Raw genomic sequence first — 24285 nt, forward strand, 5'->3', positions numbered from 1 at the left:
TTTTGACTATCGGTATCGCTCTGAGAGTTTGGAATGTCTCTTCGAAAGTATACTCGCTCTCACTTAACCACTTACAGTTTTTCCTTTAAGTAGATACAAAAAAGCCCAGCACTGAGCTGGGCTTTGAAATAAATATTTATTTTTATTTGAGCTTATAGATTATTCCTGGGTTGCAGCGAACCATTTCAAATCTATCTGTTAATCCGGTCAATGACTCTGAAGCCCCCAGTAGTAGGTAACCACCTGGGTTTAAGCTGTTTGCCATCTGATTCAATACCTGTGACTTCATGTCAGGAGAGAAGTAGATAAGAACATTTCGACAAAAGATAATGTCAAACTTACCAAGCAGCGCATAGCTATCCATCAGGTTCTGAGGGCGGAAGTTAACTAAACGTTTAACATTGTCCTTAACTTTCATTCGGCCATCACCGGCGTCTTCAAAGAAGTTACGACGACGCTCAGGTGAAAGACCACGACCAAGAGCGAGGTTATCGTATACTCCGGCACGACACATATCTAGCATGCTTGTAGAGATGTCAGTAGCAGTGATCGAGACACTTGGAAGCATACCCGGTTTACGCTGCTGCTGCTCTAGTACTGTCATCGCCATCGAATATGGCTCTTGACCAGACGAGCTCGCCGCTGACCAAATTTTAATTGGGCGCTTATTTGCTGCCGCTTCAGGCAATAGCTTATTTGCAAGTACTTCAAATGGATAAGTATCACGGAACCAAAGAGTTTCATTGGTTGTCATCGCATCGACAGCAGCAACTCGTAGCTCACGGTTACGCCCGCTCACTACATCCCTTAGTAGGTCAGAAAGCGAAGCCAACTTGAACTTGGTTACAAGTGGGCTTAAACGACTTCTAACGAGGTACTGTTTGCTATCACCAAGAACAATACCACATTGTGACTCTAGGAAACGGCTGAAATCACGATACTCTTGATCGCTTATAGTTATTGCTGTCATTCACTTCTCTTTATTCTGTAAGTGCCGATTTCACTGCATTACCCAATTCATCCGGGTTAAATTTCGCGATAAATGAGTTCGCTCCAACGCGCTCTACCATAGCTTGGTTGAATACCCCACTCAATGATGAGTGAAGGATCACGTAAAGGTCTTTTAAATCAGGGTGACGTCTTACTTCTGCAGTTAAAGTATAGCCATCCATCTCTGGCATCTCGATATCAGAGATCACCAAAGAGATTTGATCATAAATACTACCAGTTGCAGCCATTTCGATCAGCTTATCGTACGCTTCTTTACCGTCTTTTGCTGAAACAACCTCAAAACCCAGTGACGTAATCGCACGTTCGACCTGCTTACGAGCAACAGTAGAGTCATCAGCAATTAGAATACGACGAACAATTTCTTTTTCTGTTTCTGCTTGCGCGATTTCTTCACTGATTGAAGAGTCCATTGTTTCATCAACAGGCGCGATCTCAGCAAGAATTTTTTCTACGTCTAAAATCTCAACCAGCTCATTATCAATATTAGTAACCGCCGTTAGGTAGTTTGCTTTACCTGCCCCATCTGGTGGCGGCAAAATCGCTTCCCAGTGCATATTGATAATACGCTCTACAGAGGTAACCAAAAATGCTTGGATGGTGCGGTTAAATTCAGCAATAACAACAAAGGCTTTATCAACGTCAGTAGTAGGACGTCCGCCAATTGCTAAACTTAGATCAATGACTGACACAGTATGGCCACGAATGTGTGCAACCCCTTTAACAAGAGGGTGTAGGTTTGGCATTGAAGTAAGCTTAGGGCACTGTAGTACCTCTTTTACTTTAAATACGTTGATTCCGTAACGCTGACGCCCCATTAGGCGAAAGGTAAGGAGTTCTAATCGGTTTTGACCGACGAGTTGCGTACGCTGATTCACTGAATCAAGAATACCCGTCATAAGCTCATCTCCATCTCAAACTTCATGCTAAAAAAATGGTAATCTACACATGGCCATGAAAAACCAGAGAAACAGAATGACATATTCTAAAACATCATTGCGCTCAATTTCCATAACTAATTGTAGAGCTTTCTATAAAAAGTTTCGTAAGTCTATCGGCTTTTTATTCTTTTTCTTTAGTTTTTCAGTGTTTTCCGCAACAGAAAGCCAAATTGAGCTTATTCAACAAACTGCAGAGGAGTACATAACCTCAGTAGTTGAATGGCCCGCTGGCGGAAAACTCGAAGCCAAAGCAGCGAATGTTGATAGCCGTATATTTGCCACCGACTGCCCAAGTCCGCTCTCTAGCTCTTCTTCATCAACTAACCCTAGTGCGAGTAATATTACCGTACTTGTCGAGTGCCCAGATGACAATTGGCGTGTTTATGTGCCTGTTCGTTTAATTCGTACAGGCCCTCAAGTGACGCTAGTTAATCCCCTATCCCGTGGCCAACTCATTTCCGAACACGATGTCACTGTAAGTATGGTAGATCTGCAACGCTTTAGGCGGCAAGGGTTTTCCACAATCGATGCGGTTATCGGTGCCAAAGCTAAAAAAAACCTTCGCGCTGGCGAAGTCATTGAAGATAATGATATTTGTGTCGTATGTCGCAATGAGACAGTCACAATTAAAGCCGTGAAATCAGGCATGACGATTACAACAAAAGGGGTCGCTCTGACAGATGGTTCACATGGTGAGCAGATAAGAGTGAAAAATAGTAAATCCAACCGTATAATTGAAGGACGAGTATCTGGAATTTCGGAGATCACGATAGTCTTTTAGTTAATGTAAAAAATAACTAAAGTTCTTCGTCTATTCGTCGATATTGACAGTACAAGTTCTATTTTAAAAAAGGCTCATCTATGGCAGGCATTGATAATATACGTTCTGGGCAAACTCTCTCGACAACGACGAGGAGCTCCGTTCGTAATGATAACGCAACGACAAGCGGTTCAGATTCAGCAAAGAAGTCTACCGTTGCTCAAGACGCCGTTTCGCTAAGCTCTCAAGGCAAAGCAGTTGGTGAGATGCACAATCAAATGGTTAGCCAGCCTAGCTTTGATCAGGCAAAAGTTGCCGCAATCAAAGAAGCTATTGCCAATGGTTCGTACACCGTCGACCCAGAAAAACTGGCAAGCAATATGATGAAGTTTGAGAAAGAACTTGGCGGACTGTAGTCGTTAGTGAGAATTCAATAGATGGCAGCACTACAAGGTTTAGTCGAATTTCAGTTTAAAAATGCCCAAGAGCTCAATGATGTTCTTGAGCAAGAAAAGCACGCCATCACCAACCGACAATCAAAAGATATTGAGCAAATCGCCAATAAAAAGATCACCTTGATTGAGCAACTACAAGTTACCGATGATCGTATACGACGTCACCCTGACGTTGAGAGTTTGGCCTCAGATCCAGAGTTGAGCCCTCTGGTAGAGAAGATCCGAGCACTCATCAGCCAGTGTCAGCAAGCCAATGAGGTCAATGGCCAAGCACTGCAGCGGGCACAGCTTAGCTATAACAAACTCAATAACTTGATGAAACAGTCTCAGGGTAAGCTTGGCATGACCTACACAGCTGAAGGTCAAACAAAAAATGTCACTACGCTAGGAACCAACATTAAAGCTTAGGCAATTTGTTCGCCAGCTGAATAGAAAATCCAAACAAATAAAAAGCGGCAATAATTGCCGCTTTTTTGTATCTGGAGAGAATGACTTAATTAGAAAAGAGTCTGTTGCCTTTTTTCTGGCACTTGTTGCACTTCGCCATAATCACGTAGCTTGTCCATTTTCTTAATGTCTAAACGCAGCTCAGTAACATAGCTATCACCTACTTTGTAACTACGCACAACTTCAGCACCACGTATCACACCATCTACAGCACCTGACGTTAACTCAGTACCTAAACGCTGGTCTTGAAGGTCTGCGCGGCCACTGACTCTCATGCCGTACACTTGCTCAGCGAGTTCACGGTAAGCATCAATTTTAGATGCTCGCATTGCTCGTACTTGTTTCTCGTCTAAATTACGTCCTTTTTGCTCACTGATGCTCGCGTAGCCTACCGCTGTTAACCAATCATCAGGGCGCATATTCTGCAAAGGCTGACAGCCAACCATTATTAAGGCAACAACAAGAAGTAATAACTTTTTCATCGTGTCTCCTATGGACGCAGAATCACAGTGTAAGGTTGAGTCATCGTTGGATCAGAACGAATTAATACCCCATCTTGAGTACGAATACTATTAAGCGTATCAAGATCTCGACCGATACGATCAGCAGGCAAGAAACCTTGTGCCGTTGCTACAACGATTCGAGACTGCATACCAACCACTCTTGCGTTAACTATCACCCCACCTTCTTGGCGAAGCATTGTACCTGTTAAAACGTACTGAATGTCTTGCTCTTGAGCCAGCTCTTTCCAATCACGGCTGAAAGCAAAATCACCTTGGTTAGTCACTTGGATTGAACCTGTCGTTTTATAATCAACGACCTTAAAACCACGACGCTGAAATTGGTGAATAAAACCTTCAGATACTGAATTACCTAGCCAGTTGGTGGCATCCATGTTCTGTAAATCAACAAATGATGTCACTGCAATCGGCGTACGAGCAGATACACTTGTGTTCGAAATCATCAAGTCTTCCGTCATACTCTCCACAAAAAAGTCAAGAGTATGGCGCGGGCTGTCCATCAGCATAAACTGGGAACCATTGTACGGTTCTTTACCATTGTATATTGGCGCATAAGCACAAGCGGTCAGAAACACCACTGGCACAAGCGATAACCATTTTTTCATTCTCTAATCTCCGATACATTAAGGCTTAAATGTCGACTCTTTTAGCAAAAGTCTAAAAGTGGAACATTCTTTGCTTTTCTATCAATGCAACTATTAAGAAATGCAATGCCTAAATCAGCTAAGATTTAATAAGCAAAAAATGAACCAACTTGGTAATCAATCATGAAAAAATCGCTTCTGTTCTTTCTATCAACCCTTTATGTATGCCTGTTTGCAAATTCGGCACTAGCGGGTTGGTATGAAGTTACGGGCACTTCTACAATCGTTTCATCAGAAGAAGTGGCTCGTGTTCACGCACTGGAAGATGCTATCTATAAAGCGGTGAGCTTTTCAGGGGCAGATATAGGTAGTATTGCCAATCTGCGCCCACTACTTGAAAGTGGCAGAAAAGAATATCAATTTACGGGTAGCGAAGTTCGTTACATTCTCGTAGAAGAAGAGAGAACCCGTCGTGGTGTGATGTTCGTAAGAGCGAGGATTGATATTTACCCATCGGCAACAGGTTGCCATGTTAGCCAGTATAAAAAGACCTTCTTGGTCGGCAATATCGATCTCGCCGCCCCTCAGCAAGCGGTAATGGGCCAAATCTATAATGTGGGTGACGACTTTGCCAATGTCATCAACCGTCAATTAGATCAAGAGTCCGCTAGCTTCATTTCCGTTGGTACCACTGACTTTGAGATCAGCAAACAATATCCTGAGCGACTTAAGATGATCGCCGAAGATACGGGAGCACAATATATTATTGGTGGAGTCATTACTGACCTTACCGCCACTGTAGAGCAAAACCTGATTAAAGATGACGTCATTAACCGACAGTTCGCTCTAGAAATGACCATTTTTGATGGAAAAACAGGTAACGAGGTTTATAACCGCAACTATCGAGAAGTGGCGCGATGGCCATTTGCGAAAACCAGCCAAGTCGATACAAAAAGCGCGCGTTTTTGGGCATCAACGTATGGAGACATGATGTTGCGCGTAAGTCGAAACATCATGTTGGATCTTGAGTCAGAAGTATCTTGTAAAATCACGCTACCAGAAGTAGTGGCAAAATGGGGCAACACCATTACTATCGACCTAGGTCGTATCCATGGTGTCCAAGAAGGCGATAAGTTACAACTTTGGCACACTGGCTCATTTATAGACCAACGCGGATTACCACGAAACAAAGTGACAGAAACTGACATCACCTTGACCGTTTCGCGTGTCTATGAAAATGAAGCAGAGCTCTCCGTTGACCAAGCAGAATTAGCTGGCAGCATCCAACTCGGAGATGTGATGCATAAACTGCTTTAGATTTAGCTTAAGACACCTTATGTTTAACAGGACTAAGTAAAATGCTTAGTCCTTTTGCTTTCTTATCTTCACCATCCTTCAACTTTCATCTAAAATAATTATTAACAAAGTTATCTATAGTTAGAAGATGAAAAAGAGTAACTTAGAAACCAATACAGGTCATCGCTTCATTTCCAAGGCCAAAACCGCCTTTAAAATCCATATTCATACCCCAGATGATAAAGTCATCCACCGCTCTGTGGGTTATATCCGTATTGGGGAGAAAAAAGGACTACAAAAAGCGATTAAGTTGCGTAATGAGATGGGAAGTGAAATGTGGGGGAAATTTTGGCGTCGATTGCTGAAAGACCCTTACTTAATGACTCGTCTGCCACATTCACTCGAACCCAAAATTATCTTTAAACCTCGTCCAACCAAAGATAATCCTGATGCTAAAGATGAATGCTACATCGCTGCATGGCGCAACTATGACGAAAATGGCAAGCTGATCTATCGCAGTGTCGTATGCTCTATAAAAAGACACGGGCGGTTGGCAGCCTACTCTAAAACGAAGAAAGCACTACTTGCAGCTAATAAAGAAAACTTAGAAATTCTTGAGTTTATGGGACGCCTAAACAGCATCGACTTAAAGTAGTCCCCAAAGATTCTGCTCTGCATGAGGGAATGATTGGCTCTGATTGTCATCTTGTACATAACAAAAAACCGCAGCTAATATGGCTGCGGTTTTGTTTTTATGCTTTAAGCAATTAATTAAGCGTTTGCTTCACGTTCTTCAATGAATGCGATAGCCATCTTAATGCGAGCAACACAACGCTCTTTACCTACTAGTTCCATTACAGCATCTACAGATGGAGACTGACCCCCCCCTGTTACTGCAACACGTAGAGGCATACCAATTTTACCCATGCCGATTTCTAACTCTTCACAAACAGCAGCAATAACACCTTCTTTGATGTTTGCAGTTGTCCACTCCTCTAGTGCTTCTGCTTTTGCAAGTGCAAGCTCTAGTGGGCCTTTAGCAACGCCGCGTAGGTGCTTTTTAGCTGCGCCAGCTTCAAACTCAGAGAAGTCTTCATAGAAGTAACGGATTTGCTCAGCTAGCTCTATTAACGTGTTACAACGCTCACCAACAAGCTTGATCACTTCAGTAATTGCAGGACCGTTTTCAATGCTTAGGTTCTGGTTGTCTAGGTGCCATTGTAGGTACTCTGCCACGTACTCAGGAGCTGATGTCTTGATGTAGTGGTTGTTCAACCAAAGTAGCTTCTCAGTGTTGAATGCTGACGCTGATTTAGAAACGGCATCTAGAGAGAACAGGTTGATCATCTCTTCTTGAGAGAAGATCTCTTGGTCACCGTGAGACCAGCCAAGACGCACTAGATAGTTGTTTAGTGCATTTGGTAGGTAACCTTCGTCGCGGTATTGCATTACTGAAACAGCGCCGTGACGCTTAGACAATTTCGCACCGTCATCACCTAGAATCATTGCACAGTGAGCAAACGTAGGTACTGGAGCGCCTAGTGCTTCATAGATGTTGATTTGGCGAGGCGTGTTGTTGATGTGGTCTTCACCACGAACAACGTGTGTAATACCCATGTCCCAGTCATCGACTACAACAACAAAGTTGTACGTTGGCGCGCCATCAGTACGGCGAATGATCAAATCATCTAGCTGGCTGTTTGCGATTTCAATGCGACCACGGATCTGGTCATCAAATACTACGCTGCCTTCTTTCGGGTTACGGAAACGGATAACAAACGCATCACCTTCTTTTGCCTCTGCATTAGCAGCAACAATTTTCGGGTGTTCAGCATCGTAACGAGGCATCTCTTTTGCTGCTTCTTGCTCAGCACGGATTTCGTCTAGAAGCTCTTTAGACGCATAGCATTTGTATGCTTTGTCTTCTGCTAGTAGCTTATCAACCATCTCGTTGTAACGGTCGAAACGCTTAGACTGGAAGTAAGGACCTTCATTCCACTCAAGACCCATCCACTGCATACCTTCTAGGATCGCATCGACTGCTTCCTGAGAGTTACGTTCTAAATCTGTATCTTCGATACGTAGAACGAATTCACCGCCTTGGTTTTTAGCAAAAAGCCAAGAGTAAAGTGCAGTACGCGCACCACCAACGTGAAGGTAGCCAGTAGGGCTAGGAGCAAAACGAGTTTTAACCGTCATGTAAAATACCTTGATTGTCTAGATGACCACACCAAGCCAAACAGCATGGTGCCAAAATTGCGCGTTATTTTAGCACCGATATGTAATTCTACAATCCATCATCAACAATCTTTGTTAATCGTTGATATGTTTTACTGCCCAGGAGATAAACTCTTGACGTTGTGCCGGCGTCATCTCAAGGAACTCTCCTTTAATATCGCTCGATGATACAGGAACGGATTGTACTGAAGTCTTAGATTGTGTTTTTTTAGGAGTTACTTGAACAGTGGATTCCGTCATGACAATCGCAGCAACACCACCAGCCAAATTATACTGCTCAAGCATCTCATCGTAGTCTTTAATCAAAGCGAATGTCTGATCGTAAATAAGATCTGTTTCTGCCGGTACGTCTTTACCATTACTGGTCACTTTCACAGTTGGCTGTTTTTCAAATTTTCTTACGCCACGTTCGTCACGAATGGCGAAAGGCGTTTCAAACTTTAACGTCTGGTCATTTGCTTCAAATTTTACCACCATAGGGAAAGAGTTAAATTTGCTCTTGCCACCATTTCCATCAACCATTGCCGTCACACGAATCAAAAGTTGATTCACACCATTCTCTATTTTTAAATCCCCTTTAGCTTTCTTAGGGATGGCGTTTATTTCTTGATTCACGGCCAATATATCGACTCGATTGTCTGTCTGGATTGTCACTTGTGCATTCGCCAATGTACTCATTAGCCCCAAGGCAATAACTGCAAAAATTTTGTTCATATTTCCTCACCTGCTACAAACGGAAAAAGGCGGACACTGGGTCCGCCGTATAATTGTTATTAGATTAGAATGTCCACTCAGTACCGATACGAACCATTAGGTCGTCATTGTAAGTATCATCGTCTTGCTGTGTCAGACGCAAGAACGTGTACACAGAGTTAAATGAGTAACCGAATTCACCACTGATCGATGTTGAATCTAGATCTTTGTTATCAACGCCATCTTGTTGACCTGATTGGTCTGCGTAACCTACACGGATGTTAGCGTTACCAAAGAAGTAGTTAGCTTGAACAGAGTAAGCATCGATTTCACGTTTTGTGTAAGTGTAACCACCACCGCCGTTGGTTGAATCGTAAGAGCCTGACTTGTAAGCACCTAGAATATTGAAATTATCAATTGGGCGTAGTTCAAAACCGAAGAAGTAAGAGTCGGTATCACCAATTGAAGCAGCTTTGCCCTCATCCCATGTAGGGGTACCTTCTGGAGTCGGGTTGTTCGAATTCCAGTAAGCCTCTTCACCACCCTCGAACGTTGTACCTTTCGCTGTTTCAAATGCTGCGTGTAGCGTTAGCATATCTACTGGCGTTACCGATAGAGAACCACCAAAAAAGTTTGAGTCTTCGTGATTTTCACTACCGTTACCACCCGCTAGGCTGAACTTCACCATATCAGCAAACATTGGAGAGTCGTAGCGGCCCATTTGGCTCTTACGGTCGAAGTGGTAACGTTCACCTGATTTCCAAGCACGGTCAAATGTACGTCCTAAGTTAGATGCAGAGTACGGCCAGTCAACAAGTTCGTATAAAGGTGTCAGCATACGACCAAAACGTACTTGCCCCCAGTCATCGCCACGTAGACCTACGAAGGTATCACGGTTACCAAGGTCAGCACCATTATCAAGTACCCAACCAGACTCTACTTGAGCAAATGCTGTCACACTGTCAGTCATCACTTTTGCAGCGCGGAAACCAACACGAGTTTCGTTTTCTAGAGCCCAACCTGCATCAGGACCTGTTGGGTTCGATGCACCGTAATCAACTGCAGAAATAGACACAACACCGTACACTTCAACGTTAGCATCGTTTGGATCACCGATCATATATGCGTTTGCAGTACCTGCGGCCAAGGTAGCTGCTGTGATCGCTGCTCCAAGTAGTGTCTTTTTGAAATGAGACATAAGATTAACCCCTATTATTAAGATTTATTTTTTATTAGCACTCCCCATAAACCTTTAACTTACTGATTTAATGGGGAGAACCATTTATGGACGGGCTTATCTTGGCAAACTTTTTTTTCTTCAAAAAACTATCCAAAAAAAAGTTCGACTCACTTCAAATCGAACTTTTCAAGAAAAAGTCTTTAGCCATTACTTTCAATAACTTAGAATCAAAATATAAAACCACAAAAACGTCAAATTTAGAAAAATTAATCATATCTATATAGATAGTCGTAGAAAAATGCCACCTAGATCTCACACTTTTCTTATCATTTTACGGAACTTTATATTTATCGATAAAAAAGTTAGAGATGAGTCGCACTAAAAAACGTCAAAAGACCTAATCAAAAAGGCAAATTTAACGTTTTTGCCTTTAACGCAATCAATGTTTGACCTTCCCCTTGAGGTAAGGTTTATTCTTGGGACATTATCGCTTTCTTAAAAAGGTATCGTTATGGCTAAGTTAGATATCCCCCTATCAGGGCTCAATTGCATGGGGTGTGCTAGAAAAGTTGAGAAAAAACTAGGCTCTGAGCTAGACGCAACAATCTTAGAGTTGTCACCTACCTTTATATCTATAGAAAGTGCTCAAACATTTCTTGAGATCGAAAGACGCATTCAAGAATTGGGCTACCAAGCTGGGACACATTATCAGCTGCATTTAAGTGGACTCAACTGTGGTAAGTGTGTGGCGAAGCTAGAAAATTTACTCACCAAAGATCCATTGATAGGTCAATTCTCAGCGACCAAAACGACGCTTCAAGTCAGTTCACTCCACTCACTAGAAACATTACAGGAGCTGATAGCCTCGCTCGGCTATCAAGCAACGACAGATGAACCTACTCAGGAAGAAGCGTCTGACGAACCGACAGTGGCAATGACAAACGAATTGAGTCACTCATCTCGTACGTTACACCTTTTACTTTCGGGGATGACCTGTGCAAGCTGTGTCACATCTGTCGAAAAAGCGATGATGAGTGTTTCGGGCGTAGAGCGTGTACAAGTCAACCTCGCAGAACATAGCTCTATTGTATTTAGTGCTTTAGAAGAAGAACTCATTGAACCAGAGCTACTCTCTGCGATAGAAAAGGCAGGCTATCAAGCTCAGCGAGTGACTGATCCTGAAACTCAGCAAGAAAAACAACAGCAACAACAAGCGCAACTTCAAGCCCACCATAAACGTAGCGCCTGGATGGGGCTAGCCGTTGGTGCTCCTTTGATGTTATGGGGCGTTCTAGGCGGAAACATGATGATCCGAACGCCTCAAGATCAGTTCGTTTGGGGAATCGTAGGTGTTGTCTGTCTTTGGTTACTCGCAACTGCTGGGCGCTCGTTCTTTGTCAATGCGTGGCAAGCACTCACTCATAGGCGAGCAACAATGGATACCTTGGTCGCCTTAGGTGTTGGAGCGGCTTGGATTTTCTCAATCCTTGTTGTGTTATTCCCTAATTGGTTTCCAATGCAGTCTCGTCACGTCTATTTTGAAGCCAGCGCAATGATTGTCGGTCTTATTTCTCTTGGCCACTATATCGAAGCGAAAGCAAAAGCAAAAACAACCCAATCTTTACAAGCACTCATCGGCTTACAACCTCAAACAGCGAATTTAGTTACCGATAACGGTGAACAGCTCATTGACATTAAATCAATTCAGGTCGGCATGCTTCTGAGGGTTAAACCAGGAGAAAAAGTGCCGGTAGATGGTTATGTCCGTTCAGGTGAGTCTTACTTAAACGAATCGATGCTAACTGGTGAACCTGTTCCAGTTAGCAAGCAAGTTGGAGAAGCAGTGTCTGCTGGCACTATCAACCAAGATGGCTCTCTCGTCATTCAAGCTCAAGGGGTTGGCAACAATACAATGTTAGCGCGTATCGTTACTATGGTCCGCCAAGCTCAAAGCAGTAAACCTCAAATAGCTAAACTTGCCGATCAAATATCATCTGTCTTTGTCCCTGTTGTAGTGGCTATCGCGCTAATCTCCGCCGTTGTTTGGTATTTCGTGGGACCAGAGCCAAGTGCTAGTTATATGTTGGTCGTTACAACCACGGTATTAATCATTGCCTGTCCATGTGCTCTTGGATTAGCTACACCGCTGTCGGTCACGGTTGGCGTCGGTAAAGCGGCTGAGATGGGGATTCTTATCCGTGACGCAGACGTTCTTCAATCCGCCAGTAAAATTGATACGGTAGTCTTCGATAAAACCGGTACCTTGACGCTGGGAAAACCCGAGGTACAAGCCGTATTCTCTTTGTCTGAAGATGAGTACCAATTGTTGTCTTTAAGCGCTTCTGTTGAGCAACACTCAGAACATCCCTTAGCGAAAGCGATTGTCGCCAAAGCACAAGAGCAGCAAATTGAGCTAGTAGAAGTAAGCGACTTTAAGAATCATAGAGGGCAAGGCGTCGAAGCAAACTATCTAGGAAACACTATCTCATTGGTATCTCTAAACGTTGCTCAGTCAAATCAATGGGACATTAGCGCTCTCCAACCGACTCTAGATAAATACCTAAGTAATGCTTGGACTCCTATCATTGTAAAGGTAGACCAAGAAGTACGGGGTGTTATCGCTATTGCTGACCCAATCAAACCTGATGCAAAAAAAGCTGTCTCAGCATTAAAAGCAATGGGTATTACTCCTGTCATGCTCACGGGCGACAATCAAATCGTCGCGGAAGCCATCGCGAAACAATTAGGAATTGAGCAAGTAATCGCCCAAGTCTTGCCGGACGAGAAAGCCAAAAACATCGAAGATTTACAGCTACAAGGAAAATGCGTTGCAATGATTGGAGATGGTGTCAATGACGCCCCAGCGCTGGCGCTTGCAAACGTCGGAGTTGCAATGGGCAGTGGCAGTGATGTCGCGATCGAGAGCGCACAAATGACGCTACTCAATTCATCTCCTTTGTCGATAATCAGGGCAATTGAGCTTTCTAAAGCAACCGTTCGAAATATGAAGCAAAACTTATTTGGTGCGTTTGTTTATAACTCTTTGGGTATCCCTATCGCTGCAGGCGTTCTATACCCAACCTTTGGCTTTCTGCTTAGCCCAGTTGTGGCTGGAGCAGCAATGGCTCTATCTTCAATCACAGTCGTTAGTAATGCTAATCGCCTGAGATTATTTAAAACTTCGTAGAGGTTAATATGAATAAAAAAACACTGGCTTTGGCTGCATCACTATTCGTTGCTGGAAATGCATTAGCTGCTGACGTGATTAACCACAAATCACCGTACTGTGGTTGCTGCACAGAATGGACAAAGCACATGCAAGATGCCGGTTTCACTGTCGAAGAGAAACTGCATGAGAACATGAATCCTATTAAACAGAAGTTAGGAGTAACGCCTGAGCTAGCTTCTTGTCACACAGCTGAAATTAATGGTTATGTCTTTGAAGGCCACATCCCTGCGCAAGATGTGAAAGCGTTTCTAGAAAATCCACCACGCAATGCGAAAGGTCTTGCGGTTCCTGGTATGCCAATGGGCTCTCCTGGGATGGAGTATGGCGATAAGAAAGACGAATACTCGGTCTATGCCTTTAATGAACAAGGTCAGGTCTTCGAATATCGTCACTACCAAGGCAACTAAGCCAATCACTAAAATGAGAAAGCCCAGCATGTTGCTGGGCTTTGTTTTAGGACAGTAGTAAATCAGACTTAGAAGCCGTATGAAGCACCAAACACAAATGCGTTGTTCTGCTTGCTAGAACCATCTGCGTAATCTGCACCATTCGCTTGGCTACGGAACTCAAAGTATGGTTGAACGCCATCACGAGTCCATGTTGCACGTAACTCGTGGTCCATTGTGTCTTGTTTCTTCATATCACCCGCTGGGTTGTACTTAGATTCATTACCCGCGATAACATAAACATTGTTGTAGCTTAGAGAGATATCTTCGTTAACTACGTAACCAATACGGTTATCAAAACGGATGTCATTGTCTAGACTGCTGTCTTCGTTAATGTGTAGACGAGTACGGTTGCTCAATGACAGGCCGTTATCGAAGTTGTAGCCAATCTTCACTAATGGACGGTATTGTGCTGTCTCACCATCTACTAGAAGATGTTGGTAACCTGCTGCAACCCATAGGTTATCTGTAATATTGTACGACTGCTCACCACCAAGCGTTACACCAACAGAGTTGTTAACTCCATCTACCACTGGGTCACCAAGTGAGATGCCGTCGAACTCAGTATAAACCGTTAATCCACCGATAGAGTTATCGAAAGTATGACCTGCTTCTAGTGTTGAGGTCGCGCTATTGCCATGAAGGTCATCATCATGAAACTGTACGTTACCTGTTACGTATGAAGAACCCGCGAATGCTGTTGAAGCGAATGCAAGAGAAAGTGCACTTAGCGTAAATAATTTTTTCATTAGAATCTGCCTTAAAGTATCAAAAATAGCCGCGGCTCTTATCTGGTAATTCTTCACCTGTGACCGCAAAGAAGGTTCGCCTCCCTGGCTTGCTTTTCATACTGCAAGAATTATTTTCCAATAAAAAATAAATCCCTATTTAATGAGACTTAGCTCACCGTCAAAAACGACAAAGTAATTTAAGCCTTTAATTTCAATAGCTTAAATAAAAATAAAAACATCAAAAATGACGTAGAGTGATCTGTGTCCCACAAATCGTCCTACAGAATATGACTATCTCGTTCTGAGTCACACCAGATTTAGATTTCACTTAATTTCCAATAATAATAATGAGATCTTGATCACTTCACATAAGCATGATCAATACATAGCGTTAAAGCCTCATGACCTAGAAAGTCATAGGCAGAAAAAAGGCTGCCCCAAGGCAGCCTTATTCAGCAACGGTTCTTCGCTAATGACGGCAGATGATATTAGCCATCATTTGTATATGAAGTTCATCTTCATTCAAACATGGTATATAGGTGAAAGTTTCTCCTCCATGTTCAATAAAGATCTCTCGGCACTCTTCTGAAAGTTCTTCCAGTGTCTCTAAACAATCAACGGAAAAAGCCGGGGCCATGATGTCGAGTTTTTTAATCCCTTTAGCCGGTAAAGCTTCTAAGGTTTTATCCGTGTATGGCTGTAGCCATTCTTCACGACCAAAGCGAGATTGATAAGTCATACCAATTTGGTCTGAACCTAAACCTAACTCTTGTGCCAATAGTTCTGTAGTACGCTGGCAATGTTGAGGGTAGATGTCACCGTTATCGGCATAGCGCTTAGGAATGCCGTGGTAAGAGCAGAGTAAGTAATCCCCTTTACCTTTTTCCTGCCAAGAACGTTTTACACTTTCTGCTAATGCTTTGATATAAATGGGATGGTCATGATAGTCACCAATGAACTGAAAACTTGGCGTGACTGGGATATTCTTGAACGCTTTGGTCAAGCCGTCAGAGACCGCTGCCGTTGTGGTACCGGAATACTGTGGGTACAAAGGCAATACGATCACCTCTTCAACGCCTTGGGCTAACAGAGACTCTACTCCCGTTTGCAAACTAGGATTACCATAAGTCATACCTAATTCAACCGGCATACCCACCAGCTGCTGCAACTTTTCGGCCTGACGTTTAGAGAACACTAAAAGAGGCGAGCCCTCTTCAGTCCAAACTGATTGGTATAGTTTAGCCACCTTTGGCGCACGAATAGGCAAAATGACACCATGCAAAATTGGGCACCATAGCCATCGGGTCATATCTACAACACGCTTATCATGTAGAAATTGGCTAAGAAACTGTTTCACGGCTGGCGCGGTTGCTTCATCGGGCGTACCTAAATTAACCAGTAATACACCCTGTTTTTTATTGTTTTGCATAGGTTCCTATTAGTACTTAAATGGCTCTTTACGTTACAAGTTCCACCATGGATCAAAGCACGAGCATAAAAAAAGCGACCCTACAAAGGTCGCTTTCACTATATCAAATTTTCAAAAATCGCTGTTAGCAATTTATGCTAGTGCTTTCTCGATATCTGCACTAACTTCAGCAACTTGCTTAGTACCGTCAAATTTTAGGTACTTAGTGTTGCCCGCTTCTGCTTCTTTACCGTAGTAAGAAATTAGCGGCGCAGTTTGATCATGGTATACACCTAGACGCGCACGTACTGTCTCTTCTTTGTCGTCATCACGAACAACCAGTTCTTCACCTGTTACGTCATCTTTACCTTCCACTTTTGGTGGATTGTAAACAACGTGGTAAGTACGACCTGAAGGAAGGTGAGCACGACGACCAGCCATACGCTCAACGATCACATCGTCAGCTACGTCAAATTCAATAACGTAATCTACGTCAACACCCATTTCTTTTAGGCCATCAGCCTGTGGGATTGTGCGTGGGAAACCATCTAGTAGGAAACCTTTTTCGCAGTCATCTTGAGCGATGCGCTCTTTGATTAGACCAAGGATGATTTCATCAGAAACTAGCTGACCAGCGTCGATTACAGCTTTAGCTTGTTTACCAAGCTCTGTACCTGCTTTGATAGCAGCACGTAGCATGTCACCAGTAGAGATTTGCGGAACACCGTATTTTTCCATGATGAAATTAGCTTGTGTGCCTTTACCTGCACCTGGAGCACCTAGAAGAATGATGCGCATGTTGAATCCTCTTAAGATAATGATGATTTATACCGAAGCTCACTATGCTTAGCCAAGTTTGACTTTGCAGCGTATCACGGTAAGTTTCGGTATAACTGTTCTTGTTATTGCAATAAAACAGGCGTGCACATTACACGCCTGCTTGATTGGTTTCAAGATTGCATTCTAACATACAATTTGAAACCAAAGCGCGATTTACGACTAAAGAATGCTTAAACACTCACACTCCCTTCTCTTTCGCGCAATTTTATTCACGATTAGCGCAAATAAATCAAAAAGCCCGCAAAGTGCGAGCTTTTTGTATCAAGTGAGCTATTAGCCCTTAGTCAAAAGCGAGTTAATCGCTCCTAGGAATTGAGATGGATCTTCCATCGAACCGCGCTCAGCTAACATAGCTTGTCCAAGTAGAACCTCTACCCAGCGGCCAAATGCTTCTTCATCCGCCTCATCAGCCATTTGCTTAACTAAAGCATGCTCTGGGTTGATTTCAAAAATGTACTTAACTTCTGGAGCCGCTTGACCTGCTGCTTCTAGAAGTTTTGCCATTTGAGTGCCCATTTCAAAGTCATCAGTTACGACAACCGCTGGAGTGGAAGCCAATTTGAACGTCGTGCGAACTTCTTTCACTCGCTCACCAAGGTACTCCTTAGTACGCTCAACTACAGACTTAAACTCTTCTTCTGTTTCTTTCTGCTTCTCTTTTTCAGCTTCGTTTTCAAACTGGCTTAGATCAAGACCCGCTTTCGTGATTGATTGGAACTGCTTACCGTCAAACTCAGTCAAGTAGTTCATTACGTACTCATCAATGCGATCGTACATTAGAACTACTTCGATACCTTTCGCTTTAAATTGCTCTAGGTGTGGACTATTTTTTGCCGCAGCGTAGCTGTCTGCCGTTAGGTAGTAGATCTTATCTTGACCTTCTTTCATACGTTCAACGTAAGACGCAAGGCCAACCGTTTGATCCGCAGAGTCCACTTCTGTTGAAGCAAAGCGAAGAAGACCAGCGATCTTCTCTTTATTACTCATGTCTTCAGCCGGACCTTCTTTCATCACAAGGCCGAACTGCTTCCAGAACGTTTGGTATTTCTCTTCGTCGTTCTTCGCCATGCGCTCTAGCATAGTCAGAACACGTTTAGTACAAGCACTACGTAGCGACTGAGTCACCTTGTTGTCTTGCAGGATTTCGCGAGAAACATTCAATGGTAGATCGTTTGAATCTATTAGACCGCGAACAAAGCGTAGGTACGATGGCATGAACTGTTCAGCGTCATCCATGATAAACACACGTTGAACGTATAGTTTTAGACCCGATTTATGATCTCGATTCATCATATCCCAAGGAGCTTGAGATGGGATGTAAAGCAGGCTCGTGTAATCGTTTTTACCTTCAACACGGTTATGACTCCACACAAGTGGATCAGCAAAGTCATGAGAAACGTGCTTATAGAACTCCTGGTACTCTTCTTCAGCAATATCAGATTTATTACGTGTCCAGAGAGCTTGGGCTTTGTTAATCTGTTCCCACTTTTTAACGTCGGTTTCTTTACCTTCGTCATCACGCTCAGCAGTTAGAATAGATACAGGAATACCGATGTGATCAGAATATTTGCTGATAACTTCACGCAGGCGCCACTCGTTAAGGAATTCCTTACCTTCTTCACGCATATGAAGAATGATATCAGTACCACGAGACTCTTTAGTCACGTCTTCGATCGTGTATTCACCTTCACCGGCAGAGTGCCATTGAACCGCTTGGTCTGCGGAAAGGCCTGCTGCACGAGTATGTACTGTTACTGCATCAGCAACAATAAATGCCGAGTAGAAACCAACACCAAACTGACCGATTAACTGAGAATCTTTCGATTGGTCATCAGATAGCTTTGAGAAAAAATCCGCTGTGCCAGACTTTGCAATCGTACCTAAATGCTCAATAACATCGTCACGGCTCATACCGATGCCGTTGTCTGAAATTGTTAAGGTGTTCGACGCTTCATCAAAAGAAAGTTTTACACCTAGGTCGGCGTCACCTTGATAAAGGTCTGAGTTAGACAGTGCTTGAAAACGCAGTTTGTCAGAAGCGTCGGACGCATTAGAAATTAGCTCGCGAAGGAAGATCTCTTTATTTGAGTAAAGAGAATGAATCATTAGGTGAAGTAATTGTTTTACTTCTGACTGAAAGCCACGAGTTTCTTTATTATGTGTTGCAGTTTCGCTCATGATAACTCCATAAGTTCTATACTTATCAAGCCAATACATTCATAGTAACGATTGTTAATTGGCCCAAATCTGTCAATTAACATGAGGGTGACAAATGTAAATTCAAGGTCAACAATCATAAAAACAGTGTTTTTTTGGTTTTATTTTGACTATCCTTGCACCTCTAAAAAATCAAAAATTCTAAACGAGGCACATTCATACTTGTGCTAGTGAGTACTAAGTAAGTACTACCTTCTGAAACCTTTACAAAAATGGCCAATGATTGATGAGTAATATAGGTACTAAGTTTAATCTTGATAACAGATTCACTTTTGACCCGAATACCAACTCTCTTATCGATAAGGAAAACGATAATGAGCTTATTCGCTTAGGAAGCAACGAAAGTCGTATTCTTTTACTCCTTTGTGAAAAACCAAGTGAAATCGTTTCTCGTAACGATCTGCATGACTTCGTTTGGCGCAAGCAAGGCTTTGAAGTAGATGATTCAAGCCTAACACAAGCAATCTCAACGCTGCGTAAGCTACTCAAAGATTCAACCAAGTCACCAATGTTTGTGAAGACGGTGCCTAAGCGCGGCTATCAATTGATTTGTACAGTTGAAAGAACCACACCATTAATGAGTGGTGAAGCTGATATCGAAGAAGAAGTCGCAACTGAAACGGTTGAACTAACTGAAGCGGTTAGCACAGATGCAGCTGTAGAAATGCCTACACCTGTTCAGCCAGAACCAACACCATCGGACGTTGCTCAACATAAAGCACCGGAGACGGGACTTAACCTTGTTTCCAAGCTGCTAATTCTGTTAGCTCTATTTTTACCTCTGTGTGTGGTGTTATTCACCAATCCAGCAGAATCAAAATTCCGAGAACTTGGTGTTTATGATAACACTCCAGTAAAAACGCCGATTAATCATCCTGAATTGACTCAATGGTATCCATCGATTGAGCAATGTGTGAAGAAGTACAATGAAACTCACGTAGGTGAAGAAGCGCCAGTTGAAGTTATTGCAACAGGTGGCCAGAATAACCAACTCGTGTTGAACTACATTCACTCATTAGATCATTCGGGTCAAAACATCACGCTCCGTATCTTCGCTGAACAAGAAGATCTAAGTAAAGTTTGCCAATAGGAAACATTATAATGAAACAAAAAATTGCAGCAGGCCTACTTGTTTTCTCAGCACTATTTAGTAGTTGGCTATACTGGGGCAGTGACTTAAAAGTAGAACAAGTGATCACTTCGAAAGAATGGCAATCTAAGATGGTGACCGTGATTACTGCGCCACTACAAGAAGAATCCGTGGGTCCATTACGTAAGGCTGACATCACCTCTAACGTGAAGTACTTGCCTAACAATACTTACATCCGTGTCGCGACCGTCCGTTTATATTCAAATGACGACCAATCGGATGAAAGTGTTATTAATATTTCAGAAACGGGTGAGTGGGATATCAGCGATAACTATCTGTTGGTTTCTCCTACCGAGTTCAAAGATGTTTCTTCTGCACAAAGCAAAGACTTCACTGAAGCTCAGCTTAATCTGATCACTCAGATTTTTAAAATGGATGCTCAGCAAAGTCGCCGTATCGACATCGTCAATGAAAAAACATTATTACTGACGAGTCTTAGCCACGGCTCTACGGTTCTTTTCAGCAACTAAATTTTTAAAAGGGGCATGATGCCCCTTTTTCATTACATCATGGATTGGATTAATACCTTTGGCCTATTCTTAGGCTCGTTTATCGCCAACACCCTAGCCTCACTCTCTGGCGGTGGTGCTGGCTTACTACAGTTCCCGCTACTGATTTTCTTCGGTTTACCTTTTTCCGTTGCTTTAGCTACACATAAAATTGCCAGTGTCGCGCTTGGACTCGGAGCCGCATACACCCACATAAAAAACAAAAGCTTCAGTTTTCACGTTGCTATCTACTTGATCTGTGTTGGTAGTATCGGTGTGATAATTGGTGCAAATATTGTTCTACTTATTCCCGAAGACATTGCTCAAAAAATGCTTGGTGGGATGATTTTAGCATTGGGAGTTTACTCGCGATTTAAGAAGCAGCTCGGACAGGAAGAAATGTTTACTCACCGTGACCCAGTTGGGTGGACTATCGGTGGATTTGGATTGATGCTTATTGGCGTCATCAATGGCTCATTGACTGCGGGTTCCGGACTTCTTGTCACTCTATTTCTTGTCAGATGGTTTGGTTACAGCTACAAACAAGCGGTGGCGCTAACCATGCTTTGTGTTGGTCTATTCTGGAATGGCATTGGTGGCATAGCCGTGGCCCAAGCTGGCGCACCAATCTATTGGCCTTGGTTGCCTGCTCTGCTACTTGGCTCATTTATTGGCGGCAGCATAGGCGCTTACCTAACCACTCGTTATAGCAACAAAGTGATCAAAATCTGCTTTGAAATACTGACATTTGCCATTGGTATTAAACTACTTTTCTAAAGAGGAACCCATGAACAAGGCTAAAATAGATATCTACTACTGCCGTCAATGTAACTGGATGCTCCGTTCGACTTGGCTATCACAAGAGCTGCTTCATACGTTCAGCGAAGAAATTGAAACCATTTCATTGCATCCTGATACTGGAGGCAGATTTGAAATTCATTGTAATGGCACGCTCATTTGGGAACGTAAGCGAGATGGTGGATTCCCAGAGGCGAAAGTTCTTAAGCAGAAAGTAAGGGATGAAATTGATCCTGAGCGAGACTTAGGGCACTCAGACAGTAAGTAGAGTTTCATCACAAGCAGTAGAAAGGAAATATGGCAGCGAACAACAACTGCCATAAATAAGATCAGTTAAGTGAAGTTTGCGCCAATACTTCACCATCAAACGTCATGACCATCAGTTGGTTGTTATCTAACATTCCATAACTCGCTGCGTATCCATTACGCGGGAAAGTAATTGAGCCTGGATTGAAAATAAACTGCCCTTTATCAAGCTTGGCGATAGGGATATGAGTGTGTCCATGAGCAATGACATCACCCTCACGCAATAAAGGTCGCTTATCAGAGTTATAGAGATGACCATGGGTCAAAAACAGACGTTGCCCTGAAGGGAGTATCACCCAAGCGTAATCCATCATCATAGGAAACGAGAGGAGCATTTGATCGACTTCGCTGTCACAGTTACCGCGAACAGCAATGATCTGGTCAGCATATTGATTTAGCAGCTCACTAACCGCAGGTGGATTGTAACCTTCTGGCACAGGATTGCGCGGACCATGATTAAGGACATCACCTAAAATCACCAATGTTTGTGCACCAGACTTCTTATATTGAGCCAGTACTTTTTCAGTTGCAGGCAAAGAGCCATGTAGGTCAGAGGCAAAAAAGAGTTTCACGACATCATCTCCTCAAAATTAATACGGGGATTTTACCCACTCGATTCCAATTAGTCACTCTGTAGCAGCCTGTTGATCCCTTTTATTGCTAAGTCGCTATAATTAGTAACAATAGTTGGCTATGGTTAAATGCTAGCGATGTAGTAAAAACCGATTCAAGCGGAGTGAAAAAGATTCAAATGAAGGTATTGCTGACAGGTGGAACAGGATTTATTGGGCGTGAGTTGTTGAAGCATTTGACGACACACGAAGTCGTTTTACTAACTCGCACCCCTCAAAAGGCAAAAATTAACCTCAGCCACACCGATATGGGGAATGTCACCTATATCTCAGATCTTAATGACTTCCACCACCTGAATGATTTTGACGCTGTGATTAACTTAGCTGGAGAACCTATCGCAGACAAACGCTGGACGAAAAAACAAAAACAGACCATTTGTGAGAGTCGCTGGAAGATAACCGAAACACTAGTCGCACTTATCCATGCGAGTACTACACCGCCGAATGTTTTCATTAGTGGTTCAGCCGTTGGTTATTACGGCGATCAACAAGAGCACCCTTTTGATGAAACATTACATGTTAGTGATTTGGGGTTCCCTCACGAAGTGTGCGCGAAGTGGGAGCAAATCGCCAATCGTGCACGCTCGGAAATGACACGAGTATGCCTACTTAGAACTGGGGTTGTTCTCGCGCCTGAAGGTGGCGCCCTTAACAAGATGCTACCACCATACCGACTCGGCTTAGGTGGGCCCCTCGGTAATGGGAAACAGTACATGCCGTGGATTCATATGCTTGATATGGTGCGTGGGATTGTCTATTTACTTGATACTCCTCACGCACACGGAGAATTTAACCTATGTGCTCCGCACCCCGTAACCAATAAACTGTTTAGTCAAACATTAGCAAAAACTTTAAGGCGACCACATCTGTTAAAAACGCCTAAATGGGTAATGACTCTTGCGATGGGAGAAAGCTCCGTACTACTTTTCGATAGCATTCGAGCAAAGCCGAAGAAGCTCACTGAGCTAGGGTTTCATTTTAGTTACTCTCGAATAGAGCCTGCATTGAAAAACCTATTACAACATCGCGATTAATCCAGTAATCTAATCCCTCTTATGGATAACTTTGTTGATGAATAATGACCCAAACTATTCTCATTACTGGATGTTCAACAGGCATTGGCTATGTTTGTGCCCACGCTTTACATAAACGCGGCTATCACGTCATTGCGTCTTGCCGTCAATCAAAAGATGTAGAAAGGCTACAAGCGGAAGGTTTAACCTGTATACAGTTAGATTTAGCTAGCTCAGACAGTATCGACTCGGGAGTCAAAGAAGCACTACGACTGACCGACGGAAAGCTAGATGCACTTTTTAATAACGGCGCGTACGGCCAACCAGGGGCATTGGAAGACCTCCCGACGGATGGGTTGCGTGAACAATTTGAAACCAACTTTTTTGGCTGGCATCAATTAGTACGCTCGCTACTCCCAATCATGAGAGCTCAAGGGTACGGCAGAATTGTACAGAACAGTTCTGTACTAGGTTTCGCAGCAATGAAATATCGTGGTGCTTATAATGCTTCGAAGTTTGCCCTAGAAGGCTGGACTGATACGATGCGCCTGGAACTGATGGATACGAATATCCATATTAGCTTGATTGAGCCAGGTCCAATAGAAACTCAATTCCGCGCCAATGCGTTCAACGCTTTTCAACGCTGGATAACCGTTGATGAAAGTGCTCATAAAGCTCAGTATCAACAACAAATGGAACGGCTAAATAGTGAAAGCTCCAATAATGCTTTTGTTCTTCCTGCTGAGTCTTGTATTGCCCCGTTAATTGATGCCCTTGAATCACCCAAACCTAAGATTCGATATCGAATAACAACACCGACAAAAGTGTTCGCAATACTAAAGCGGATTCTACCGACGAGATTACTCGACAAGATCCTGCGACAAGCCGCCTAATTAAAAAACGT

25 protein-coding genes are annotated in these 24285 nt (G+C 43.1%); 13 read left to right on the plus strand and 12 right to left on the minus strand.

Annotated elements, in window-relative coordinates:
* Window positions 1-142: 142 nt before the first annotated feature.
* Window positions 143-970, minus strand: coding sequence for a protein-glutamate O-methyltransferase (locus AAFX28_RS20190; RefSeq protein ID WP_408690282.1), 828 nt, complete (start codon window positions 968-970; stop codon window positions 143-145).
* 10 nt (window positions 971-980) lie between these two features.
* Window positions 981-1907 carry a chemotaxis protein CheV gene (locus AAFX28_RS20195; RefSeq protein WP_408690284.1) on the minus strand — a complete coding sequence of 309 codons (927 nt, stop codon included), beginning with the start codon at window positions 1905-1907 and terminating at the stop codon, window positions 981-983.
* A 76-nt stretch (window positions 1908-1983) separates the two neighbouring features.
* Here AAFX28_RS20195 and flgA point away from each other — a divergent pair, with 76 nt between their 5' ends.
* The 3 genes from flgA (at window position 1984) to AAFX28_RS20210 (ending at window position 3572) form a co-directional block, all read left to right on the plus strand.
* Window positions 1984-2730 carry a flagellar basal body P-ring formation chaperone FlgA gene (gene flgA / locus AAFX28_RS20200; protein WP_408690286.1) on the plus strand — a complete coding sequence of 249 codons (747 nt, stop codon included), beginning with the start codon at window positions 1984-1986 and terminating at the stop codon, window positions 2728-2730.
* Window positions 2731-2810: 80 nt separating this feature from the next.
* A complete protein-coding gene (gene flgM / locus AAFX28_RS20205) occupies window positions 2811-3125 on the plus strand; it encodes a flagellar biosynthesis anti-sigma factor FlgM (RefSeq protein ID WP_408690287.1) in 315 nt (104 codons plus the stop codon).
* Window positions 3126-3146: 21 nt separating this feature from the next.
* On the plus strand, window positions 3147-3572 hold the full coding sequence (locus AAFX28_RS20210) for a flagella synthesis protein FlgN (protein WP_408690289.1): 426 nt from the start codon (window positions 3147-3149) through the stop codon (window positions 3570-3572).
* An 89-nt stretch (window positions 3573-3661) separates the two neighbouring features.
* Here the strand turns inward: AAFX28_RS20210 and flgP are convergent, their stop codons facing one another.
* On the minus strand, window positions 3662-4093 hold the full coding sequence (flgP, locus tag AAFX28_RS20215; RefSeq protein ID WP_408690291.1) for a flagellar assembly lipoprotein FlgP: 432 nt from the start codon (window positions 4091-4093) through the stop codon (window positions 3662-3664).
* Between the two features lie 8 nt (window positions 4094-4101).
* Complete coding sequence (locus tag AAFX28_RS20220; protein ID WP_408690293.1) at window positions 4102-4737, minus strand: FlgO family outer membrane protein; 636 nt, start codon at window positions 4735-4737, stop codon at window positions 4102-4104.
* Window positions 4738-4899: 162 nt separating this feature from the next.
* Here AAFX28_RS20220 and AAFX28_RS20225 point away from each other — a divergent pair, with 162 nt between their 5' ends.
* Together AAFX28_RS20225 and AAFX28_RS20230 are read left to right on the plus strand one after the other, a co-directional pair.
* Window positions 4900-6033, plus strand: a complete 1134-nt coding sequence (locus AAFX28_RS20225; protein WP_408690294.1) for a flagellar assembly protein FlgT — start codon at window positions 4900-4902, stop codon at window positions 6031-6033.
* A gap of 127 nt (window positions 6034-6160) precedes the next feature.
* The gene (locus AAFX28_RS20230; RefSeq protein ID WP_408690295.1) at window positions 6161-6667 is read left to right on the plus strand and encodes a Fe3+-citrate ABC transporter substrate-binding protein; all 507 of its coding nucleotides are present in this window, start codon (window positions 6161-6163) and stop codon (window positions 6665-6667) included.
* 116 nt (window positions 6668-6783) lie between these two features.
* On the opposite strand, the gene gltX is transcribed toward AAFX28_RS20230, so the two are convergent.
* From gltX to AAFX28_RS20245, 3 genes are all read right to left on the minus strand, one after another.
* Window positions 6784-8211 carry a glutamate--tRNA ligase gene (gene gltX, locus AAFX28_RS20235; RefSeq protein ID WP_408690297.1) on the minus strand — a complete coding sequence of 476 codons (1428 nt, stop codon included), beginning with the start codon at window positions 8209-8211 and terminating at the stop codon, window positions 6784-6786.
* A gap of 114 nt (window positions 8212-8325) precedes the next feature.
* Window positions 8326-8964, minus strand: a complete 639-nt coding sequence (locus tag AAFX28_RS20240; protein WP_408690299.1) for a DUF2057 family protein — start codon at window positions 8962-8964, stop codon at window positions 8326-8328.
* A gap of 64 nt (window positions 8965-9028) precedes the next feature.
* Window positions 9029-10141, minus strand: a complete 1113-nt coding sequence (locus tag AAFX28_RS20245; RefSeq protein WP_408690301.1) for a porin — start codon at window positions 10139-10141, stop codon at window positions 9029-9031.
* A 493-nt stretch (window positions 10142-10634) separates the two neighbouring features.
* Here AAFX28_RS20245 and AAFX28_RS20250 point away from each other — a divergent pair, with 493 nt between their 5' ends.
* A complete protein-coding gene (locus AAFX28_RS20250; RefSeq protein WP_408690303.1) occupies window positions 10635-13310 on the plus strand; it encodes a heavy metal translocating P-type ATPase in 2676 nt (891 codons plus the stop codon).
* Window positions 13311-13318: 8 nt separating this feature from the next.
* The gene (locus AAFX28_RS20255; protein ID WP_408690305.1) at window positions 13319-13759 is read left to right on the plus strand and encodes a DUF411 domain-containing protein; all 441 of its coding nucleotides are present in this window, start codon (window positions 13319-13321) and stop codon (window positions 13757-13759) included.
* A 68-nt stretch (window positions 13760-13827) separates the two neighbouring features.
* Here the strand turns inward: AAFX28_RS20255 and AAFX28_RS20260 are convergent, their stop codons facing one another.
* The 4 genes from AAFX28_RS20260 to htpG all read right to left on the minus strand — a co-directional run bounded on the left by AAFX28_RS20260 (window position 13828) and on the right by htpG (window position 18955).
* Window positions 13828-14547 (minus strand): oligogalacturonate-specific porin KdgM family protein, encoded by a 720-nt coding sequence (locus AAFX28_RS20260; protein ID WP_408690306.1) that lies wholly within the window; start codon window positions 14545-14547, stop codon window positions 13828-13830.
* 451 nt (window positions 14548-14998) lie between these two features.
* A complete protein-coding gene (gene hemH, locus AAFX28_RS20265; RefSeq protein WP_408690308.1) occupies window positions 14999-15958 on the minus strand; it encodes a ferrochelatase in 960 nt (319 codons plus the stop codon).
* A gap of 132 nt (window positions 15959-16090) precedes the next feature.
* Entirely contained in the window at window positions 16091-16735 is a 645-nt protein-coding gene (gene adk / locus AAFX28_RS20270; RefSeq protein ID WP_053441791.1) for an adenylate kinase, read from the minus strand.
* Window positions 16736-17050: 315 nt separating this feature from the next.
* On the minus strand, window positions 17051-18955 hold the full coding sequence (gene htpG / locus AAFX28_RS20275; RefSeq protein WP_408690309.1) for a molecular chaperone HtpG: 1905 nt from the start codon (window positions 18953-18955) through the stop codon (window positions 17051-17053).
* 265 nt (window positions 18956-19220) lie between these two features.
* Between htpG and AAFX28_RS20280 the strand changes: the two genes are divergently transcribed.
* The 4 genes from AAFX28_RS20280 to AAFX28_RS20295 are packed head-to-tail and all read left to right on the plus strand — an operon-like array spanning window position 19221 to window position 21698.
* Window positions 19221-20084: a transcriptional regulator gene (locus AAFX28_RS20280; protein WP_408690311.1), complete on the plus strand. Its 864-nt coding sequence runs from the start codon at window positions 19221-19223 to the stop codon at window positions 20082-20084.
* Window positions 20085-20095: 11 nt separating this feature from the next.
* Window positions 20096-20614, plus strand: coding sequence for a regulatory protein ToxS (locus AAFX28_RS20285; RefSeq protein ID WP_408690313.1), 519 nt, complete (start codon window positions 20096-20098; stop codon window positions 20612-20614).
* Window positions 20615-20653: 39 nt separating this feature from the next.
* Window positions 20654-21409, plus strand: coding sequence for a sulfite exporter TauE/SafE family protein (locus AAFX28_RS20290; protein ID WP_408690314.1), 756 nt, complete (start codon window positions 20654-20656; stop codon window positions 21407-21409).
* A gap of 10 nt (window positions 21410-21419) precedes the next feature.
* Window positions 21420-21698, plus strand: a complete 279-nt coding sequence (locus AAFX28_RS20295; RefSeq protein WP_408690316.1) for a SelT/SelW/SelH family protein — start codon at window positions 21420-21422, stop codon at window positions 21696-21698.
* 61 nt (window positions 21699-21759) lie between these two features.
* Here AAFX28_RS20295 and yfcE read toward each other — a convergent pair whose 3' ends face one another.
* A complete protein-coding gene (yfcE, locus tag AAFX28_RS20300) occupies window positions 21760-22308 on the minus strand; it encodes a phosphodiesterase (protein WP_408690317.1) in 549 nt (182 codons plus the stop codon).
* 179 nt (window positions 22309-22487) lie between these two features.
* Here yfcE and AAFX28_RS20305 point away from each other — a divergent pair, with 179 nt between their 5' ends.
* Window positions 22488-23402 carry a TIGR01777 family oxidoreductase gene (locus AAFX28_RS20305; RefSeq protein ID WP_408690913.1) on the plus strand — a complete coding sequence of 305 codons (915 nt, stop codon included), beginning with the start codon at window positions 22488-22490 and terminating at the stop codon, window positions 23400-23402.
* 44 nt (window positions 23403-23446) lie between these two features.
* Window positions 23447-24274: an SDR family oxidoreductase gene (locus AAFX28_RS20310; RefSeq protein WP_408690319.1), complete on the plus strand. Its 828-nt coding sequence runs from the start codon at window positions 23447-23449 to the stop codon at window positions 24272-24274.
* The last annotated feature ends 11 nt before the right edge of the window (window positions 24275-24285 follow it).

The sequence above is a fragment of the Vibrio sp. TBV020 genome, assembly GCF_046056895.1.
Lineage (GTDB): Bacteria > Pseudomonadota > Gammaproteobacteria > Enterobacterales > Vibrionaceae > Vibrio.